The 1286-nt window shown below is 58.6% G+C and carries 1 protein-coding gene; it reads right to left on the bottom strand.

The window, feature by feature from the left end; translation table 11 throughout:
• Window positions 1-61 precede the first annotated feature (61 nt).
• Window positions 62-1197, bottom strand: a protein-coding gene (locus B0G75_RS40020) for an IS3 family transposase (protein ID WP_374956966.1) whose coding sequence is annotated in 2 segments (ribosomal slippage) — window positions 62-933 and window positions 933-1197 — 1137 coding nt in all. Because the reading frame shifts where the segments join, the coding sequence is not laid out codon by codon here.
• Window positions 1198-1286: the final 89 nt, after the last annotated feature.

Genomic DNA, 1286 nt, shown 5'->3' with positions numbered 1-1286 from the left:
AGAGGTGGCGCCGCTTGTTCGGACAGGGTCCCGAGATTTTTAAGTGGAATTGTTGGGGCAATCAAGCTGCCGATTTTATCGCTGGCAGCGTGGCGAAGTATGCTTCATCCGGCGTCTGATCGGCCAGCCTCGAATGAGGCCGATTCTGGTTATACCAGTTCAGGTAATTGCCGATTGAGCGACGCGCGTGGCCTACCGAGTCGTACGCTTTCAAATAAACCTCTTCATATTTGACGCTGCGCCACACCCGTTCGACGAACACGTTGTCACGCCAGGCGCCTTTTCCGTCCATCGACAGGACAACCTTCCGGCCGAGAACCGCGTCGGTGAATTCGGTTGCGGTGAACTGGCTTCCTTGATCCGTGTTGACGATCTCAGGCGGCCCGTATTTCGCAAACGCTTCCTCCAGCGCCTCGACAGCATGGCAGCTCTCTAGTGTGATCGCCACCCGGTGCGCCAACACCCGGCGGCTCGCCCAGTCCACGACGGCCGTCAGATAGACGAAGCCCCGCGCCATCGGGATATAGCTCGTATCGAGCGCCCAGACCTGATTGGCCCGATCGATTTTCCGGTTGCGCAGCAGGTACGGCCAGATCCTGTGGGCTGCATGCTTGCGGCTCGTGTTTGGCTTGCGATACAACGCCTCGACGCCCATGCGCTTCATCAAGGTGCCAACGTGCCTGCGTCCGACTGTGATACCTTCGCGACGCAGTAGACGTGCCAACATTCGCGCCCCGGCAAATGGATGGTCGAGGTGAAGCTCGTCAATCCGGCGCATCAATTTCAGATCCGCTTCGCTGACCTCACGCGGCTGATAATAGGCACTCGAGCGGCTTATGCCTAACAGCCGGGCCTGCTGCGTCACCGGCAGGGCGTGATCACGATCGATCATCGCTTTACGCCCAGCAGTCCCGCCTTGCTGAGCGCGCTTTCTAAAAAATCATTCTCCAACGTCAACTGTCCGATCTTCGCGTGCAACACCCTCACGTCGATTGGCGGTGCAGCTGGGGGCGCGTTGCCCGCGTCGAACACATCGGCAACCCGCTCCTGCAACTGCTTCTTCCAGTCCGTGATCTGGTTCGGATGGACATCAAATTGCTGGGCCAACTCTGCCAGCGTCTTGTCGCCCTTGAGCGCCGCTAGTGCCACCTTTGCCTTGAATGCCGGTGAGTGTGTCCGTCGGTTTCGTTTCGTCATCTTCTGGTTCCTTGTCGCCGGCCATTATGACCGACTCACGCCCCAGCTTTTCCACTCAATGAACTGTCCGAATTTCCGGAGCCACCTCT

Source organism: Paraburkholderia sp. BL18I3N2, from assembly GCF_003001875.1.
In the GTDB taxonomy this organism is placed as follows: domain Bacteria; phylum Pseudomonadota; class Gammaproteobacteria; order Burkholderiales; family Burkholderiaceae; genus Paraburkholderia; species Paraburkholderia phytofirmans.
This window is presented reverse-complemented; position numbering and strand designations above follow the sequence as displayed.